Annotated in this window: 17 protein-coding genes and 4 pseudogenes; 11 read left to right on the plus strand and 10 right to left on the minus strand. The window is 69.9% G+C overall.

What is annotated here, in order from left to right; all coding sequences use genetic code 11:
• Positions 1–46 precede the first annotated feature (46 nt).
• The 8 genes from ACLQ2X_RS24290 to ACLQ2X_RS24325 all read right to left on the minus strand — a co-directional run bounded on the left by ACLQ2X_RS24290 (position 47) and on the right by ACLQ2X_RS24325 (position 5,992).
• Entirely contained in the window at positions 47–754 is a 708-nt protein-coding gene (locus ACLQ2X_RS24290) for a hypothetical protein (RefSeq protein ID WP_425683410.1), read from the minus strand.
• A 16-nt stretch (positions 755–770) separates the two neighbouring features.
• Positions 771–1,991, minus strand: coding sequence for an MFS transporter (locus tag ACLQ2X_RS24295; protein WP_425683411.1), 1,221 nt, complete (start codon positions 1,989–1,991; stop codon positions 771–773).
• Positions 1,991–3,409 carry an FAD-dependent oxidoreductase gene (locus ACLQ2X_RS24300; RefSeq protein ID WP_425683412.1) on the minus strand — a complete coding sequence of 473 codons (1,419 nt, stop codon included), beginning with the start codon at positions 3,407–3,409 and terminating at the stop codon, positions 1,991–1,993. Before ACLQ2X_RS24300 ends, ACLQ2X_RS24295 begins: the two co-directional genes overlap by 1 nt.
• A gap of 75 nt (positions 3,410–3,484) precedes the next feature.
• The gene (locus ACLQ2X_RS24305; protein ID WP_425683413.1) at positions 3,485–3,976 is read right to left on the minus strand and encodes a GNAT family N-acetyltransferase; all 492 of its coding nucleotides are present in this window, start codon (positions 3,974–3,976) and stop codon (positions 3,485–3,487) included.
• The gene (locus tag ACLQ2X_RS24310; RefSeq protein WP_425683414.1) at positions 3,976–4,302 is read right to left on the minus strand and encodes an ArsR/SmtB family transcription factor; all 327 of its coding nucleotides are present in this window, start codon (positions 4,300–4,302) and stop codon (positions 3,976–3,978) included. Before ACLQ2X_RS24310 ends, ACLQ2X_RS24305 begins: the two co-directional genes overlap by 1 nt.
• Positions 4,303–4,316: 14 nt before the next feature.
• Positions 4,317–5,570: a M28 family metallopeptidase gene (locus ACLQ2X_RS24315; RefSeq protein WP_425683415.1), complete on the minus strand. Its 1,254-nt coding sequence runs from the start codon at positions 5,568–5,570 to the stop codon at positions 4,317–4,319.
• Positions 5,567–5,827, minus strand: a complete 261-nt coding sequence (locus ACLQ2X_RS24320) for a hypothetical protein (RefSeq protein ID WP_425683416.1) — start codon at positions 5,825–5,827, stop codon at positions 5,567–5,569. The genes ACLQ2X_RS24315 and ACLQ2X_RS24320 overlap by 4 nt, the downstream gene beginning before the upstream one ends.
• Before the next feature lie 15 nt (positions 5,828–5,842).
• Positions 5,843–5,992 carry a hypothetical protein gene (locus ACLQ2X_RS24325; RefSeq protein WP_425683417.1) on the minus strand — a complete coding sequence of 50 codons (150 nt, stop codon included), beginning with the start codon at positions 5,990–5,992 and terminating at the stop codon, positions 5,843–5,845.
• 85 nt (positions 5,993–6,077) lie between these two features.
• Between ACLQ2X_RS24325 and ACLQ2X_RS24330 the strand changes: the two genes are divergently transcribed.
• The 6 genes and pseudogenes from ACLQ2X_RS24330 to ACLQ2X_RS24355 all read left to right on the plus strand — a co-directional run.
• A complete protein-coding gene (locus tag ACLQ2X_RS24330; RefSeq protein ID WP_425683418.1) occupies positions 6,078–6,455 on the plus strand; it encodes an ArsR/SmtB family transcription factor in 378 nt (125 codons plus the stop codon).
• A gap of 168 nt (positions 6,456–6,623) precedes the next feature.
• Positions 6,624–7,325: a helix-turn-helix domain-containing protein gene (locus tag ACLQ2X_RS24335; RefSeq protein ID WP_425683419.1), complete on the plus strand. Its 702-nt coding sequence runs from the start codon at positions 6,624–6,626 to the stop codon at positions 7,323–7,325.
• A 19-nt stretch (positions 7,326–7,344) separates the two neighbouring features.
• On the plus strand, positions 7,345–7,974 hold the full coding sequence (locus tag ACLQ2X_RS24340) for an arsenate reductase ArsC (RefSeq protein WP_425683420.1): 630 nt from the start codon (positions 7,345–7,347) through the stop codon (positions 7,972–7,974).
• Positions 7,975–8,021: 47 nt separating this feature from the next.
• Positions 8,022–9,125, plus strand: coding sequence for an ACR3 family arsenite efflux transporter (arsB, locus tag ACLQ2X_RS24345; protein WP_425683421.1), 1,104 nt, complete (start codon positions 8,022–8,024; stop codon positions 9,123–9,125).
• Between the two features lie 17 nt (positions 9,126–9,142).
• Entirely contained in the window at positions 9,143–9,550 is a 408-nt protein-coding gene (locus tag ACLQ2X_RS24350) for an arsenate reductase ArsC (RefSeq protein ID WP_425683422.1), read from the plus strand.
• Between the two features lie 71 nt (positions 9,551–9,621).
• Positions 9,622–10,302: pseudogene (locus ACLQ2X_RS24355) on the plus strand (NAD(P)/FAD-dependent oxidoreductase); the annotation flags it as partial.
• Between the two features lie 17 nt (positions 10,303–10,319).
• On the opposite strand, the pseudogene ACLQ2X_RS24360 reads toward ACLQ2X_RS24355, so the two are convergent.
• Together ACLQ2X_RS24360 and ACLQ2X_RS24365 are read right to left on the minus strand one after the other, a co-directional pair.
• Positions 10,320–10,583: pseudogene (locus ACLQ2X_RS24360) on the minus strand (NAD(P)-binding domain-containing protein); the annotation flags it as partial.
• A 45-nt stretch (positions 10,584–10,628) separates the two neighbouring features.
• Positions 10,629–11,796, minus strand: a pseudogene (locus ACLQ2X_RS24365) (IS3 family transposase).
• A 348-nt stretch (positions 11,797–12,144) separates the two neighbouring features.
• Here ACLQ2X_RS24365 and ACLQ2X_RS24370 point away from each other — a divergent pair.
• From ACLQ2X_RS24370 to ACLQ2X_RS24390, 5 genes and pseudogenes are all read left to right on the plus strand, one after another.
• Entirely contained in the window at positions 12,145–12,885 is a 741-nt protein-coding gene (locus ACLQ2X_RS24370; protein WP_425683423.1) for a hypothetical protein, read from the plus strand.
• Positions 12,886–12,944: 59 nt separating this feature from the next.
• The gene (locus ACLQ2X_RS24375; protein WP_425683424.1) at positions 12,945–13,367 is read left to right on the plus strand and encodes a DUF4913 domain-containing protein; all 423 of its coding nucleotides are present in this window, start codon (positions 12,945–12,947) and stop codon (positions 13,365–13,367) included.
• Between the two features lie 238 nt (positions 13,368–13,605).
• Positions 13,606–14,631, plus strand: a complete 1,026-nt coding sequence (locus ACLQ2X_RS24380; RefSeq protein ID WP_425683425.1) for a hypothetical protein — start codon at positions 13,606–13,608, stop codon at positions 14,629–14,631.
• A 234-nt stretch (positions 14,632–14,865) separates the two neighbouring features.
• Positions 14,866–15,138, plus strand: a pseudogene (locus ACLQ2X_RS24385) (XRE family transcriptional regulator); the annotation flags it as partial.
• 586 nt (positions 15,139–15,724) lie between these two features.
• Positions 15,725–16,333 carry a hypothetical protein gene (locus tag ACLQ2X_RS24390; protein ID WP_425683426.1) on the plus strand — a complete coding sequence of 203 codons (609 nt, stop codon included), beginning with the start codon at positions 15,725–15,727 and terminating at the stop codon, positions 16,331–16,333.
• Positions 16,334–16,461 lie beyond the last annotated feature (128 nt).

A 16,461-nucleotide genomic window follows, 5' to 3' on the forward strand; every position in this document is an offset into this window, starting at 1 on the left:
GCCCTACCCGCCGCACCCCACCAACGATGAGACGGCACAGATCCTGCTACCGCCAACCACGCACGAGGTCGTTAGTCTCGGGCTCCTTGCGAGGTATAGCAACCATGCCCTTCGCCGTCGTGTATCGATAAGCGATCACGGTGGGCACGACGTCTCGCAGTGGCAGCTCGTACTCGATGAGTAGCTCCCTGGAGGCAGGGTCATAGTGAGCGGCGGCCTTGCCTGTCAGGCCCTCCGGGTATCGCGACTGAGCGAGGACGTGTTGTAGACGCTCAACAAACGCGGGTGGTCCGCCGTTCGACAGAGCCGCCCTAAGTTCGAGGTCAGACTCGGCGGCCCGCTTGTTCCTCCCGGCTAGCAGCTGTGCGTACTCCGCAATCCTCGTGCTGACGGCCTCGGTCCGGAACTCGGCCTCTGCCATCTTCTGGGCGTGTGCCTCCCGCTCCGCCAGGCGCTTCCCGGCGGCTGCCTCCTGCGCCTTCTTGCGAGCGTCGGCAGCTAGGCGTCGTTCCTCAGCACGCTCGCGTTGGGCGGCCTCTCGCGCTGCTTTCGCCGCCGCTTGGTCGGCCAAACGCTTCGCCTGTACTTCATGCCTCAGGCGTGCTGCCTCGGCCTTCTTTGCCGCAGCCTCGGCTTGCTCAGCTTCGCGGCGTGCCTCCGCCTCCTGACGCTTTTGCTCGGCAACCAACTCGCGGTGCCAGCGCGCCTCCGCTTGCGCTTGGAGCTTCTTGGCCTGCTTGCGCGCATCGAGCATCTGAGCAATCAGGCCCTTACCGCATGCCGATGGCGGCCAGGGCGCAGCATGCGGCAATGGCGGTGAGCATGGGTGTGTATCCGGCGGTGGTGTGCAGGAGGGTGGCGGCGGCGGCGAGGGGTGCCGTGGCTTTGGCGATGGTGACGGGGGCGGAGAGTCGGCCGGAAATGGTGGCGTAGGCGGTGGTGCCGTACCGGTCGGTGAGTAGGGCGGGGGTGGCGAGGCTGGTGATGCCGAAGCCGAGTCCGAAGCCGATGACGGTGATGACCGCGCCGGTACGGGTGCCGGCGAGCAGCGGCATGGCGAGCACGGCGGCGGCCTGGGTGGTGAAGACGGCGGCGACGATGGTGGTGACGCGTAGGTGGCGGCGGACGGCGGTGAGGACGAGTCGTCCGGTGACGGACAGGACGCCGAGCAGTCCGGTCAGGGTGGCGGCGACGGTGGCGGGGTGGCCGCGGCTGGTGAGGTAGCCGATGAGGTGCACGGTCATGGTGCTGGTGGCCGCGCCGTGGGCGATCAGGGTCGCGGCGAGGATCCAGAACCGGGTGTCGCGCATCGCGGCCTGGGCGACGGCGCGCCGTTGGGCGTGCTCGGACCGCTCGGTGCGGGCGGGTGCCGTCGTTGTTGCCAGTCGGGGCCGGCGGATGGTGAGGGCGTGCAGCGGCACGGTGACCGCGCCGTGGACGGCGGCGAGGACGAGCAGGGCGCCGCGCCAGCCGAGGTGGGCGGCCAGGAGGCCGGTGAGGGGCATGAAGAGGGTGCTGGCGAATCCGGCGACGATGGTGACGGCGAGCAGGGCGGTGGGGCGTCGGTCGGGGGTGAACCAGGCGACGATGACGGCGAACGCGGGTTCGTAGAGGACCATCGCGCCGGTGATCCCGATCCCAATCATCACCGCGTAGAGCTGTTCGATGGTGTGCACCTGGGACCAGGCCACGAGGAGGGCGGTGGCGGTGATGGAGCCGGTGGTCATGAGGGCGCGTCCGCCGTGGTGGTCGAGCCACCGTCCGACGGGGATCGCCGCGAGGGCACCAGCAAGGACACTCGCGGTGAGTGCGCCGGTGACGGCGGTGGTGGAGGTGCCGAGGGTGGCGGCCATCGGGGTGAGCAGGACGGCGTAGGCGTAGTAGAGGGTGCCGTATCCGATGGTGGAGGTGACGGCGAGGGCGGCGACGATGCGCCGCCCGTGGTGCCCGCCGACGGCTGCGTCGGCGGGCACCGTGAGGGTGGTGGGCATCAGCTGGCGCAGCAGCCGCCGGTCTGCGTGTCAGCGGGTGCGGCGTCGAGGGTGAGCAGGCTCAACGGTGCGGCGAGTAGGCCGCCGGAGATGCCGGTGGCCAGGCCCCGGCCGGAGCTCTGGGCGGCCGGTGCCGGCCCGCAGCAGCTGTCGGCGGTGGTGGACTCGTCCGGGTTGCTGTTGCACACCCCGGTCTCGGGGAGGTCGAGTTGGACGTCGCGGGCGGCCGTCCAGTCGCCGGCGAGGGCGGCGACGACGGAGCGGACCTGCTCGTAGCCGGTGGCCATGAGGAAGGTCGGCGCCCGTCCGTAGGACTTCATTCCGACGGCGTAGTAGCCCGCCTCGGGGTGGGTGAGCTCGTCCACGCCGTGTGGGGGCACGGTGCCGCAGGAGTGCTCGTTGGGGTCGATCAGCGGGGCCAGGGCGCGGGTGGCGCCCATGACTGGGTCCAGGTCGAGGCGCAGTTCGGCGGCGATGGAGTGGTCGGGGCGGAAGCCGGTGGCCGCGACGATGCGGTCCACGGTGGTCTGCTCTTCGCTGCCGTCGGCGTGGCGCACGATCACGCTGACCCGGTCGTCGGTGGGGGTGAGGGCGTGCACGGCGAAACCGGTGAGCAGGCGGATCCGGCCGGCGTCGACGTGCGCGCGTAGCCGGGAGCCTAGGGCACCGCGTGCGGGCAGCGCGTCGGCGTCGCCTCCGCCGTAGGTGCGTGCCGGTGAGGTGGTGCGGATTGCCCAGGTCACCTCGGTGCCCGGGGTGGATTCGGCCAACTCGGCGAGGGAGAGCAGGGTGTTGGCGGCGGAGTGGCCAGCGCCGACGACGAGGGTGTGCCGGCCGGCGAAGCGGTCCCGGTCGGTCCCGAGGACGTCGGGCAGCGCGTGCTCCAGGTACCCGGCGACATCGCGCTCGCCGCGGGCGGGCAGTCCGGAGGATCCGAGGACGTTCGGGGTGCCCCAGGTGCCGGAGGCGTCGATGACCGCGCGGGCGAGCACCTCCTGGCCGTCGGCGAGGCGGATCAGAAACGGGGTCGTGTCGCGGCCGGCGGTGCGCAGCCGGTCCAGGCCGAGGCGGCTGATCGCCTCGACGCGGGCGCCGTAGCGCAGGTGCGGCTTGAGCTGCGGCACCTCCGCGAGGGGCTGGAGGTAGTTGTTGGCCAACTCGGCGCCGGTGGGCAGGACCTCCAGGTCGGGGGCGACCCACCCGGCGTCGTCGAGCAGGCGGCGGGCGGCGGGGTCGATGTTGTAGCGCCAGGGGGAGAAGACCCGCACGTGGCCCCACTGCCGCACGGCGGCGGCGGGGGTGTCGCCGGCTTCCAGGACGAGGAACGGTAGGTCACGCTCGTGCAGGTGCGCGGCGGCGGCCAGGCCGACCGGCCCGGCGCCGATCACCACGACGGGCAGGTCATTCAGGGCGTTCATCAGGTATCTCCTCTGTGTCGAGAGTTGTCGAATCAAACAGGTAGACGGCGGCCGTGCGGCGGGGTCGAGAGTTGGTCAGATGATGACGGGGCTGCGGCGCTCCAGCAGGATCACGTCGCGCCACCGGCCGTGGTGGCGGGCGATGCGCTCGCGCACGCCGATGACCCGGAAACCGGCGCGCTCGTGCAGGCGGAGGCTGGCGGTGTTCTCGCCGAAGACACCCGACTGGATGGTCCAGACACCGGCTGCTTCGGTGGAGGCGATCAGGGCGTCCAGCAGGAGGCGGGCGACGCCGCGGCCACGGGCGGCGGGGTCGACGTAGACGGAGTGCTCGACCACGCCGGCGTAGACCGCGCGGGCGGAGGTGGGCGAGACGGCGACCCACCCGATCACCGTGCCGTCGGCGGCGACGAAACGGTGCGCGGACAGTTTGCCGGCGTCAAATTGCGTCCAGGTCGGCGCCGTGGTCTCGAAGCTGGCGTCGCCGCCGTCGAGGCCGGCCTGGTAGATGGCGAGCACCCGTGCGGCGTCGCCGGCCTTCATGGGGCGAACGGTGATGTCGGCCATCAGCACGCTCCGTTCGGGTGGGGGGCGGGTCGGCCCATGACGACGTCGGCGGCGGAGGGGAAGCAGTCGACGCAGGCGTCGTTGATCCGGTAGTGCCGGGCGGTGCCGACCGCCTCGACGAGGACGAACCGCACCTCGGTAAGGACCTTCAAATGTTGGGAGACGGTGGACTGGGCCAGGCCGACGGCGGCGACGATCTCGCCGACGCTCATCGGTCGGGCGTGACGGGCGAGGTACTCGACGATCTGGACCCGGGTCGGGTCCGCGAGGGCCCGGAACCACGACGCGTACTGCTGCGCGGTGCTCCGGTCGAGCAACTCGTCCACAGCCCACCCCCCTTCTATCGCTTATCGCCGATTGACGATGAAAGTGTAGCGGGCGCGGAAGCGGCGAGGCCGACGGTCGCGACAACGAGGCGGGCGATCGCCTGCAGGGTGTGCGCGTCGACGCGGTCGGGGGTGTCGGCGGGACTGTGGTAGCCGGCCATGCCGGCGCCGATGCCCACCGCGGCGAGCCCCGCGGCGGCGTAGCGGCGGTTGTCGGAGGCGACCGGGCCGGCGGCGAGCGGAAGGCCGGTGTGCCGCCCGGCCTGGTCGAGCAGGGCGAGCAGCGCGTGGGCCGGCCCGCCGGCCTCGACCGCGGCGGCCTGGTCGAGCAGCCCGGCGCCGTCGACGTTGATGACCAGCGGCCGAACGTCGCCGGCGTGCAGCTGCTGGCTGTGGTGGGCCGAGCCCAGCGCACCGACCTCCTCGGCGTCGAGCAGCGCGACCGCCAGCCCGACCCCCGCGGGGCGGGCGGCGGTAAGGATTCGGGCGGCTTCCAGGACCACGGCGACGCCGCTGGCGTTGTCGGACGCGCCGGGCTGACGCAGGCCCGGATGGTCGCCGACGCCGTCGTAGTGGGCGGTCAGCAACACCTCGATCCCACCCGGCGCTGCCGCCGGGCACCTCGCGTGGATGTTGGCGCCGGTCACGTCGCGGCGGCGCAGCGGGGTGTTCGCACTCCACCAACCCGCACTGGTGGCGACGGCTAGGACGGCGCGGTGCGTGCCCGCGTCGAGGGTCAGGATGGGCAGCGGTCCTGGGTCCGGTCCGGCGAGGACCGTGTACTGCCAGCCGTCGGCGTCGACAGCCCGGCTCACCAGCAGACCCGCGGCGCCCGAGGCGTCGCGGGCGGCGTCGAGAGGGTTCCCGCCCGCGGGCACCACCAGCCACCGGCCGGTCGGGTCGCCGCTGCCGGCCACACCCAACGGGCCACGCCTGACCTCAGATCTGTCGGCTGAGGCGGGATGGACCGCGACCTCGCGGCCGAAGGTCAGCCGCGTCGAGGTGTCACCGTCGCCCCAGACGACGGTCGGCGCCGCGTACAGCTCGGGCACGTTGCGGACCGGGAAGTCATCAGTGTCGACCGCCGCGCCGAGGTCGGCGAGGTGCGCGACGAGCCAGGCGCGGGCGGCGGCACCGCCGGCCGTGCCGACCCGCCGGCCGGCGAATTCAGCCGAGGCGAGAGCAGTGACCGTGGCGGCCATCCGCTCTGCCGACACCAGGGGAAGTGTCGCGTCCAAGTGGGCGACCGACTCCGACGGGGCGGTCATCCGCAGCACCCCTGACCCGTCGTGACGGCTTCGGTCTTCGCCTCGGTGCCGCAGCAGGAGCCGGCCGCTTCGGCGGCCTGCTGGCTGCCGCAGCACGGTCCCGCCGTCGGCGACTGCCCGGCGGGCGGAAGGATCGAGCCGACCGCCTGCGCGGGGCTGCCACAGCAGGAACCGGAACCGGTCACGGCCAGGGCGGCGCCCGGATCACCGGCGAACCCGCCCGCCGTCGCGGGGCTGGTCTGGGTGCTCTCGCTCATTACACAACCTTTCGGTTACCGGGCGCCGATCAGGGCGTAGGCGTCGTCACGGACCTGGTCGAAGTGCCGCTGCGCCCGCTGCGCCGCGGTGGACACCCGCGCGCAGGAGTCACAGAACCGCGCCCCCGCCTGGGCTTTCGCCGTGCGTCGTGCTGTGCCGAACATGACGACTCCCTTTCCACGACGTCTGTCTTGACGTCTGTCGAATCAGAGAGTTGCACGCTGCTTAGACACGTGTCAACCTAGAGGCATGTCAAAGCAGGCTGCGTTGCTTCCCGTCATCGACCTCACCGCCGACACGCCGTGCTGCCCGCCGCTGGCGCAGAGCCCGGTGCCGGCGCAGACCGCCGCGGTGCTCGCGCCGGCGTTCAAGGCGCTCGGCGACCCGGTGCGGCTGCAGCTGATGTCGATGATCGCCTCGGCGAAGAGCGGGGAGGCGTGCGTCTGCGACCTGACCCCGGCGTTCGACCTGACCGGGCCGACGATCTCGCACCACCTCAGGACGCTGCGCGAGGCCGGCCTGGTCGACGCCGAACGCCGCGGCACCTGGGTGTACTACCGGGCCCGGCCGGCCATCCTGCGCCAGCTCGCCGGGCTGCTCAGCGTCGAACCGGCCGCCGTGGCCTGAGGCCTGGGCGGCGACCCGGGCGGCCGCAGGCAGCGCTGGCCGAACTGCAGTCCTACCTCAAGACCTGCTGCTGAACCGACCCCCGCGCCGAGGGGGCTGCGGACGCCTCGCGCCCGCCACCCAACCGTCATTTGACACTCCCGCGATCCCTCAGTAATTATTGAGTCAATGATTACTGAGCTTGCTTCCCTGCAAGGGCGCGCCCGGATCCACGCCGCGCTCGGCGACCCGGCGCGCCTGGCGATCGTGGACGCGCTCACCCTCGGCGACGCCTCGCCCGGAGAAATCGCCCACGACCTGCAGATACCGACGAACCTCGTCGCCCACCACGTCAAAGTCCTCACCGACGCCGGCCTCGTCGTCCGTGGGCGCTCCGAGGGCGACCGGCGCCGCACCTACTTGCGGCTGCGTCCCGAAGCCCTCACCGCACTGCACCCCGCGCCCCTGACCGGCGTGGGACGGGTGGTGTTCGTGTGCACCCGTAACTCCGCCCGCTCGCAACTCGCCGCCGCCCTCTGGTCCGAGCGCACCCACACCCCGGCCGCGTGCGCGGGAACACAGCCCGCCGAGCGGGTCCACCCCCGGGCCGTCGCCGTGGCCCACCGGCACGGTCTGGACCTCGACCCCAGCAGCACCAACCGTGTCGCGGACATCGTGCGCGACGACGACCTGGTCATCGCCGTCTGCGACAACGCCCACGAGGAACTCACCGCCCCCGCCCGGCCCCGCCTGCACTGGTCGGTACCCGACCCCGTCCGCCTCGACACCGACGACGCGTTCGAGACGGCATTCGCCGACCTCGCCGCCCGCGTCGACCGCGTCGCCCCCGTCATCACCCCCGCCATGAGCTCGCGAGGACCCCATGACTGACACTCACGCCCACCCGTAGATGTCCATCGACCAACAGCTCGCCCTGCGCACCGCCGCCACCCGCCTCGCCGAGGAGCTCACCGGCGTCTACGGCACCGAAACCATCGAGCGGTTCCTGCACACCAGCTACGACCAGTTCGCCACCGCCGGCAGCATCCCCCACTACCTGCCGCTGCTCGCCGAACGCTTCGCCCGCCAGCGCCTGCAGGCCCTCGCCCGCGTCGAGGGCCACCACCGCGACGGCCGCCCCGTCGCTCTGTTCCTGTGCACCCACAACGCCGGCCGCTCGCAGATGGCGTTGGGCTTCTTCACCCACCTCGCCGGCGACAACGCCGTCGCGTGGTCCGGCGGCAGCGAACCCGGCGCCGAGGTCAACCCCGCCGCGATCGCCGCGATGGCCGAGCGCGGCATCGACATCGCCGCGGAATTCCCCAAGCCGTGGACCGACGAGGTCATCCGCGCCGCCGACGTCGTCATCACCATGGGCTGCGGCGACGCCTGCCCGGTCTTCCCCGGCACCCGATACGAGAACTGGGACCTCGACGACCCCGCCGGACGCGACCTCGCCGACATCCGGCCGATCCGCGACGACATCGAACGCCGCGTCCGGCGCCTCCTCGACGACCTCCACGTCACCCACCCGGCATGACGGACCCGACCCACACCACCAGCGACCGAGAATTGACGGGAGTGCCCGTGAGCACCCGCACCACCCCTGACACCGACCCCGGCGAGAGCGCCGTCGTCGGCCGCCTGTCCCGCCTCGACCAGTTCCTCCCCGTGTGGATCGGCCTGGCCATGGTCGTTGGCCTGCTCCTGGGTCGGCTGATCCCCGGGCTGAACAGCGCCCTGGACGCGGTGCAGATCGGCGGGATCTCGCTACCCATCGCGGTCGGCCTGCTGATCATGATGTACCCGGTGCTCGCGAAGGTCCGCTACGACCGACTCGACACCGTCACCGGCGACCGCCGGCTGCTGATCTCCTCGCTGGTCCTCAACTGGCTCGTCGGCCCCGCCGTGATGTTCGCCCTGGCCTGGATCTTCCTGGCCGACCAACCCGCCTACCGCACCGGCCTGATCATCGTCGGCCTGGCCCGCTGCATCGCCATGGTCATCATCTGGAACGACCTCGCCTGCGGCGACCGGGAAGCCGCCGCCGTCCTGGTCGCCCTCAACTCCATCTTCCAAGTCATCGCCTTCGGCGTACTCGGCTGGTTCTACCTGTCCGTACTGCCCGGCTGGTTGGGGTTGTCGGGGGCGGAGCTGAACATCTCGGCCTGGGACATCGCCCGCAACGTGCTCATCTTCCTCGGCATCCCACTGCTCGCCGGCTACCTCACCCGCCGCCTCGGCGAACGCGCCAAGGGCCGCGCCTGGTACGAGGCCCGCTTCCTGCCCCGCATCGCCCCGGCCGCCCTCTACGGGCTGCTGTTCACCATCGTGATCCTCTTCGCCCTGCAAGGCGACGCCATCACCAGCCGACCCCTGGACGTCGTCCGCATCGCCCTGCCCCTGCTGGTGTACTTCGCCCTCATGTGGGCCGGCTCCTACGCCCTCGGCCGAGCCATCGGCCTCGGCTACGAACGCACCACCACCCTCGCGTTCACCGCCGCCGGCAACAACTTCGAACTCGCCATCGCCGTCGCGATCGGCACCTTCGGCGTCACCTCCGGCCAAGCCCTCGCCGGAGTCGTCGGCCCCCTGATCGAGGTCCCCGTCCTCGTCGGACTCGTCTACGTCTCCCTGTGGGCGCGCCGCCGCTACTTCACGTCCACGCCTTCCACTACGACAACCGCCTAACCGGTAAGGGAACCACCGTGAGTGACAAGCCCAGCGTCCTGTTCGTCTGCGTCCACAACGCCGGCCGCTCCCAGATGGCCGCCGGCTGGCTACGCCACCTCGCCGGCAACACCGTCGAGGTCCGCTCCGCCGGCTCCGCGCCCGCCGACACCATCAATCCCGCCGCCGTGCAGGCCATGCGCGAGGTCGGCATCGACATCACCGACCAGACCCCGAAACTGCTGGAGTACGCCACGGCGGAGTCGTCCGACGTCATCGTGACGATGGGCTGCGGGGACGCCTGCCCGGTCTTCCCCGGCAAACGCTACGAGGACTGGAAGCTCGACGACCCCGCCGGCAGGGGCGTCGACGCCGTCCGCCCGATCCGCGACGACATCCGCACCCGGGTGGAGAAGCTCCTCACCGAGCTGCGCCCGAGCGCCTGACGCCACCCTTGTCACCGCCCGCCGGGGCAGCCATCGGCGGGCGGTTCCACCCCTGTGAGCAGGAGTCCCTCGTGTCCGACCCGCATCCCCTGATCATCATCGGCTCCGGGCCCGCCGGCTACACCGCCGCCGTCTACGCGGCCCGCGCCAACCTCACACCCCTGCTCATCGAAGGCGCCCAGTCCGGTGGCTCCCTGATGACCACCACCGAGGTGGAGAACTTCCCCGGCTTCCCCGACGGCATCACCGGCCCCGAACTGATGGACAACCTGCGCAAGCAGGCCGACCGCTTCGGCGCCCAGTTCCTCACCGACGACGTCACCCGCGTCGACCTCACCGGCGACGTCAAGACCGTGTGGGTCGGCCAGCAGGCCCACCAGGCGCGAGCGGTCATCCTCGCCACCGGATCCGCGTGGCGGCCCCTCGGCGTGCCCGGCGAGACCGAACTGCTCGGCCACGGCGTCTCCTCCTGCGCCACCTGCGACGGGTTCTTCTTCCGCGACCAGGACATCGCCGTTATCGGCGGCGGCGACTCCGCTATGGAGGAAGCCACTTTCCTCACCCGCTTTGCCCGCAGCGTCACCATCATCCACCGCTGCGACACCTTCCGCGCCAGCCGCATCATGGCCGACCGCGCTCTGACCAACAACAAGATCACCATCGAGTGGAACACCATGGTCGAGGAGATCCTCGGCCGCCCGTCGACGTCGTCCGGCATGAACCGTGGCGGGCGTCGGGTGACCCAGGTGACCTCGGCGACCCGCGACACATCGGCCAGGATCTGCGCCCCCGAGTTGCCCCCACCGACGATGACGACCCGCTGCCCGCGGAACTCCAGCGGCGAGGCGTAGTCCACGGTATGCAACTGCCGGCCACCGAACTCCTCCCGACCTGAGACGTCCGGCCGGTACGGGCACTGCCACGTCCCGGTCGCGGAGATGACGTACCGGGCCGACCACGATTCGGAGTCGGTCTGCACCGCCAAGCGCGCACCCGCCGCCCGCACCTCCCGCACCCGGACCGGGCGACGCACCGCGAGGTCGTAGGGGTCTGCTGCACAGATAGGTGACAGTTTTAGTCACGCGGCCTGACTGGCCGGTGGGGTCATGATGGCCTCGTACTCGATAGGGGTCAACCGGGACAGGGATCGTTGGCGTCGTCGGCGGTGGTAGGTCCGTTCGACCCAGGTCACGATCGCGGTCCTGAGCTGCTGGCGGGTCGTCCAGGTTCGGCGGTCGAGGACGTTGCTCTGCAGCAGGCCGAAGAACGACTCCATGGCGGCGTTGTCGCCAGCGGCGCCGACTCTGCCCATCGACCCGGTCATGTGGTGCTGGTGGAGGGCGCGGACGAATTTCCGGCTTCGGAATTGCGACCCGCGGTCGGTGTGCAGCACGCAGCCGGCCACGTCACCACGGCGGGCTACGGCGTTGTGCAGGGCGTTGACGGCCAGCCTCGATTTCATCCGTGAGTCGATGGAGTAGCCGACGATCCGCCTCGACCACACGTCCTTGATCGCGCACAGGTAGAGCTTGCCCTCGCCGGTGCGGTCTTCGGTGATGTCGGCCAGCCACAACCGGTTCGGGCCGTCTGCGGTGAAGTCGCGGCGCACCAGATCGTCGTGTACTGGCGGACCGACCTTGCCGCCCTTGCCCCGACGCTTCTTTCTGCTGAACGCGCTGAACCAGCCATGCCAGAGCAGATTCTCCAGGCGGTGCGCTCGACCATCGGCTGGCCGGCGTCGCGGGCCTCATCGGCCAGGAACCGGTAGCCGAACTCCGGGTCGTCGCGGTGGGCGTCGAACAACGCGTCCGACCGATACACCGCAGCCAGTTCAGCGTCGCCGACCGGCTGGGCGAGCCACCGGTAGTAGGGCTGACGAGCGATGTTCAGTACCCGGCACGTCACCGCCACGGGGATCCCGTCGGCGGCCAACTCGCTCACGAGCGGGTAGAGCCTTTTCCCGGCAGATGCGCCTGCGACAAGTAGGCAGCGGCCCGACGCAGGACCTCGTTCTCCTGCTCCAGCAAGCGGATCCGCTTGCGCGCCTCCCGCAGCTCGGCCGACTCGCTCCGGGTCACACCCGGCTTGGCGCCGACCTCGACGTCGGCCTGGCGCAGCCACTTGAACAACGTCATCGGGTGGACCCCGAAGTCCTTGGCGATCTGCTCGACCGTCACACCCGGGTCACGGTCACGAGCCACCCGCACGACGTCATCACGGAACTCACGAGGGTAGGGCTTGGGCACAGCGACATCCTTCCAGCTCGCCCACAGGGCAAGCCATCTCAGATGTCACCTATTGGTGCAGCAGACCCCTTCAACATCCGGCGGTCCCGCTCTGCCGTGGAGTGGGTGTAGCGGTTCAATGTCGTTGTCGTCTGCTCGTGGCCCATCACCTCGCCACGTCGTTGATCGGTACGCCGTCGGAGGCCACGTTGCCGTGACCACCGTGCTGATTGCCGACGACGCCGACCCTCGCGGTGGTCTTCCTGCCCAGGCGGGACCGCGCCAGCGCCGGCCGGCGATGAACCTGCCGGGGTGGTCGTCCGTCATAGCGGTATGCCACCCAGACCCAGAACACCGGACGAGCGCTGGATGCGGTACGTCGCCGCCGACTTCGACCGGCTACGAGAATCTGGTTCCCAGAGCCGTCCCTCCTCCATCCGCCTCGGCCAGGCCGAACGGTATGTCGACCGGCTCGCCTCGCCGGACGGCAACCTGGAACCGAAGTGGCGTGACTACCTCCGCCGCTTCGTCCACCTTTTCCGGCCAAAGCGGGAGCCGATGGCGACCGCGCCCACGGGTGGCCTGGCCACGAGCAGTCCGGCCATGGAATATCACGGGCCGGCCATGAGCAGCCCGGCCTTGAACAGCCAAGCCAGGGGGCATCCCGGGGCGGCCGCCCAGCCCTTGTCCTGGACGGAGCGGGCTCGGCAGTACGCGCCGCAGATGCTGCAGGAAGCGCGGCAGCTCGACCAACTCGACGCCGCGCTGGTGGCCAACCCGCAGAACGACGCCTTCCGACGGCTGTTCTACGGCGGAAGGCTGGAGCGGACCAAGCACTTCCACGAGGACACCACCAGATCTCTGGAGAAGGCGATCCACAAGGGCGAAGAGCGGGTGGCGCAGCAGGCCTTCGACCAGCCGGTGCCCGCCGGTCCCGCCCCGGCACAGCCGCGCACACCTACCCTGCCGAGTCTCATCGCCGAGGCCGCGAAAGGGGACTTCGAGCGGCAACGCGCCGCACCGCGGAACGGCCGGCAGCCCGATGCTCGGTCGGCACGCCGGCCCCGATCCAGGCAGATGCCCCCGCCAAGAGGACGGGCACGGGGTTGAACCGGTGAGGGCGGCGGTCCGTTGTTCGGACGACACCGTCCATCGCAGGGAGCAGCCCGATGACCCAGGTAGCGAACGACCCCGGCATCCAGACGCCCGAACCGCCGCCGAAGGAGGACCTCCAGCCCCCGTTCATCCTCTACCAGGACGGACAGCGCTACGGCGAGACGCTCGACCGTCTCGCCGTCTGGGTGCACCACCTCCTCATTTCCGTGTACGCCCGGGAGGTCACCTCCGGGGCGCCGTGGTGCTCCCAATGGTGGCGCCACCCGGAGGCGGTGGCTCAGCTGCACGGCCTCTCCATGGCGTGGCAGGAGATGACCGGCGCCGACAGCAACCTGAGCGGCCCGGCCACCTGGCACCGTGACTTCCTGACGCCGGTGATGACGTCGCTGCGCGATCCGTCGGGGCCGTTCGCCGGGTGCAAGCCGGGTTCACATCGCGACAAGCAGCCACCACCGGTCGAACCGCTCGCCTTCTAGCCGGCCTCGCCGCTCGCAGCGGGTACGGCCGGCTCCCGGCGCGCCTTGATACGTCTCCCGGAATCGTGAACCGCCGCCATCGGTGATCCGTCGTTCAGGTGACCTACGGACTCGGATACCTCCGGGCTCTCGGCGGCTGCAAGCCGGACTCGTGTCGGCCGAAGGAGCCGCCGGCGGCAGGGCGGTACCCGGCTTGAGTCGACGTTCGATCCGTCCGCACCCTACCCAAGGAGCAGTCGTGGATCCCAATCAGCCGTACTACGATCCCAACCAGCCGAATTACGATCCGAACCAGTCGAATTCCTACGGATATCAGTCCTACGGGTCCTATCCTGAAACCTCTTATCAGGGTTCCCCGTACACGGTGGCATCAGCTGCATCGGCGCCGACCTACACGGTGGCATCAGTTGCATCGGCGCCGACCTACACGGTCGCATCAGAGCCGTACACGGTCGCATCAGCTGCACTGGCGATGCCGATGGGGAGGGCATCGACGAATCGGGCGATGGCGTTCAACGCGGTGCAGAACCAGGGGGCGCCCGGCACTGCCCTCAAGGCCCATATCTACATCAAGGACAAGAACGGCAACGAGACCGATTATCAGTCGGCGCCGTTCATGAGCGGCACCGAACCGAAGAGCGGCAGCCGGTACTCGACCTGGACAGGGGCCGGGAGCGAGGTCAGGAAATCGAAAAAGGACGCCGAGGTGCACGCCCTGGACTGGGCATACGACAAGATCTCCAGGTTGTCGAACAAGAAGGATATCCGGAGTATCCAGGTGGACCTGGTTGTCAGCAGTGGTACGTGCAACGAGTGCAAGGACAGGCAGCAGAAGTTCGTCAACGACGTGGCCAAGATGCTGCCGATGACAAAGAGTTCGAGGTCCGGGCAGTACCGCATCAAGTTGCAGTCGGCCTATGACAACAACAGGACCTACCCGGCCTCCGGTGGACGGCCGAACGCCCAGGGTGCGGCCACGACGACGTATGGATACGAAGACAGTGAGCTGCGTGTCAATGCGGCGGCTCTGAACGCGGGTACTCCATATCAACAAGCTCAGTACTTCAGCCGGCCGCACGCGCCCGGCAGTCCCTCCGGATTTGTGGCTCCGGGAAGCTCGAGCAGTGAACCGGTTGGCACGGAGCCGAGGACGGACCGGTACTCGCCCGACCTGTCCTCCGGGACGTCCTCCGGGAAGTCCCGGACCCCCTCCCCGCCGAAGTCGTACGCACCGTCGAAGGACGGCGGCGCCCGCCGCAGGTAGAACGAGTCGAGGGCGTGGATGCGGGGCTTTCCCGAGAGCCGGGCCCCGCATCCACGAGGCCGGTTTGGAGCGGGCCTACGACGGGGGCCACGCCGCACGGGACTGCCGCCGCGTGAGTGAACGGCCCGGCGGCCCGCCACGGTGACCGGTACTCCTGCTTGTGGGCAGTGATGATCACCGGCCGACGATCCCCGCGCACCTCGAAGGTGATGCGTTTGCGCAGGTCCTGCCCGGGACGGTGCGAGGCAGGCACGCCGCCACGACTCGGCGGTGATCCCGTCGAGGCCGCGCCGTGCACGCCACCTCATCGAGGTCGCTCGGGCGCATACGGCAAGGACGACAAGGAAGCGGCCGTGAAGACCCTGCGGCAGGCGTACGAGTCGGCGCCGGAGACGATCCGCTTCAACGGGTGCGCCCGCCAGGTCACGTTGGACCTGCTCGATGGCCGGACGCTCCACCCGTAACGATGCCTGTGACCTCGCGGTCAAGGTCGGGCTGCTCTCGTAATCGTAGAAGCCTTACCCATTCCGCTGCGCGACCGACCGTGGCTTCTTGCTCACGGGATGCGGCGGGCGGTGCGGGTATCACCTGGTCGCCGCGTCCCTCTCAGGTTGAGGGCAGGAGGCCGCCCTCATTCGCGAGCGAGGGAGGGTCCGTGCGGCGCGTCTGCCGCTGTGGAGCCGACCTGCCGTGCCGCGCCCGGCACCGGATTCCGATCAATCGTGGCCACTGGCCACGGGAGGGCGAGCAGTGACCAGCGGGCAGGAACAGGCGATCCTCGCGGTGCACGTCCGAGGGCTCGACGACATGTGTGTCGGCTGCCGAGCGTGGTGGGCGCGGCTCACGCCGTACCCGTGCTGGCAGGTGGATATTGGGCGACCAGCCGGCAGGCGCGGGCGATCACCGCGCGGTTCCACATTCACTAAGGCTCAGGGGAAGAAGGGCGGCTACGATTCCATCGAAACCAGCGGAGGTCGATTCTGGGGGCCTAACGCCGCCAAGGCTGGTCTCGCTGGTGTGGCAATCGGCCCAACGAGAGTCAACATTGCCGGCTACGGAGGATACAAATTCTGCTGATGGTAGTGTGGCGGCCATGAGCGACCTGGAGCGGATGAGCCAGGGCTCCTGTGCGGCAGCTCTAAGACGTTACGGATTTGTCGCCAAGAAGCGCGGGCTGTTGACGAAGTCGTTGGATGTCAAGGGGGTGACAGGATGGCTGGGCCTGAATGCCGCTACCTGGGATCTCCCTGCGAGTGTTGCTATCAACCCGGTTGTGGGGGTTAGGCACATTAGGCTTGAGAAGGCGCTGGTCGAATTGGCGGGCTGGCCGGCCCCGGTTGCCTGTCCGACCAAACCGCTGGGCTACCTCATGCCGCAGGGCACCTTTACTCAGTGGGACTTCGTGCGGGGGGCGGACTTGGAAACCGTTGCGGAAGAGCTAGCTGCCGCTGTCGCTGAGTACGGTATGCCGTTCGTGGATCAATGGTCGGACTGGAAGACGCTTTCCAGCGGATTGGCGAATCAGGAGAACAGCCTGTTGTTGCGGGAGCAGCGCAGTGTGGTGCTGCCGGTCGTCGCCATGCTAGACGGCGACGAGGCCGCAGCCAGAGCGATGGTGAGTGAAGAGTTGATCCGTGTGGGCGATGCCCCGGACTTCTACTCGCAGTCCTACCGCGAGTTCGCGAGGAGGTTATTCCCGTAGGACCTTCAGGTCGCGCGGGCGAGGGTCTGCCCAAGCGAGCGACGAAGGAGTCGTGCCGTTCTCCCACGGCCACTTCACCGCCGGCAGGTCGACCACGTCAGCCTGGCCGCCCCGACGGCGGCCAGCGG

The organism is Micromonospora sp. DT31, from assembly GCF_049841795.1.
Lineage (GTDB): Bacteria > Actinomycetota > Actinomycetes > Mycobacteriales > Micromonosporaceae > Micromonospora.

Coding starts and splice junctions, on each gene's coding strand:
- ACLQ2X_RS24290 (WP_425683410.1), bottom strand. CDS start 754: ATGCTCGATGCGCGCAAGCAGGCCAAGAAGCTCCAAGCGCAAGCGGAG.
- ACLQ2X_RS24295 (WP_425683411.1), bottom strand. CDS start 1,991: ATGCCCACCACCCTCACGGTGCCCGCCGACGCAGCCGTCGGCGGGCAC.
- ACLQ2X_RS24300 (WP_425683412.1), bottom strand. CDS start 3,409: ATGAACGCCCTGAATGACCTGCCCGTCGTGGTGATCGGCGCCGGGCCG.
- ACLQ2X_RS24305 (WP_425683413.1), bottom strand. CDS start 3,976: ATGGCCGACATCACCGTTCGCCCCATGAAGGCCGGCGACGCCGCACGG.
- ACLQ2X_RS24315 (WP_425683415.1), bottom strand. CDS start 5,570: ATGACCGCCCCGTCGGAGTCGGTCGCCCACTTGGACGCGACACTTCCC.
- ACLQ2X_RS24320 (WP_425683416.1), bottom strand. CDS start 5,827: ATGAGCGAGAGCACCCAGACCAGCCCCGCGACGGCGGGCGGGTTCGCC.
- ACLQ2X_RS24325 (WP_425683417.1), bottom strand. CDS start 5,992: ATGTTCGGCACAGCACGACGCACGGCGAAAGCCCAGGCGGGGGCGCGG.
- ACLQ2X_RS24330 (WP_425683418.1), top strand. CDS start 6,078: ATGTCAAAGCAGGCTGCGTTGCTTCCCGTCATCGACCTCACCGCCGAC.
- ACLQ2X_RS24335 (WP_425683419.1), top strand. CDS start 6,624: ATGATTACTGAGCTTGCTTCCCTGCAAGGGCGCGCCCGGATCCACGCC.
- ACLQ2X_RS24340 (WP_425683420.1), top strand. CDS start 7,345: ATGTCCATCGACCAACAGCTCGCCCTGCGCACCGCCGCCACCCGCCTC.
- ACLQ2X_RS24370 (WP_425683423.1), top strand. CDS start 12,145: ATGCGGTACGTCGCCGCCGACTTCGACCGGCTACGAGAATCTGGTTCC.
- ACLQ2X_RS24375 (WP_425683424.1), top strand. CDS start 12,945: ATGACCCAGGTAGCGAACGACCCCGGCATCCAGACGCCCGAACCGCCG.
- ACLQ2X_RS24390 (WP_425683426.1), top strand. CDS start 15,725: ATGAGCGACCTGGAGCGGATGAGCCAGGGCTCCTGTGCGGCAGCTCTA.